Source organism: Biformimicrobium ophioploci (assembly GCF_030270605.1).
GTDB classification, from domain to species: domain Bacteria; phylum Pseudomonadota; class Gammaproteobacteria; order Pseudomonadales; family Cellvibrionaceae; genus Biformimicrobium; species Biformimicrobium ophioploci.
In genome coordinates, this window is sequence record NZ_BSYJ01000029.1 from 1 (window position 1) to 360 (window position 360).

The window sequence follows — 360 nt, forward strand, 5'->3', positions numbered from 1 at the left end:
ACTTGGAAAGAAGATATTGGTACCGGGCCTCTTGGCTTAATTGGAAATATCATCTGGTTTATTTTTTGTGGGCTCTGGCTGGCCATCGGCCACTTGTTTTCGGCCTTGGTCTGCTTTATCACAATAATCGGTATACCTTTTGGTCTGCAGCACCTGAAATTGGCAGGTATTGCTATTGCTCCAATAGGTAAAACTATTGTATCCAAAGAGGTCGCGTGGGCAGCACGCGCCACAAATGCAAGTGCAGTAGTAGCCGGCAAGCGTAGGCACACATAACAAATGGCTGCAGCCGACTCCATAAGCTTTGCTTCGCTTTTGTGATGTTCGCTGCGCTCACATTTTTACACAAAAGCTCTGCGT

1 protein-coding gene is annotated in these 360 nt (G+C 46.9%); it reads left to right on the forward strand.

The window, feature by feature from the left end:
• Positions 1-276: YccF domain-containing protein (locus tag QSJ80_RS15580; protein ID WP_285765390.1), on the forward strand; the 276-nt coding region annotated here is incomplete at its 5' end.
• Positions 277-360 lie beyond the last annotated feature (84 nt).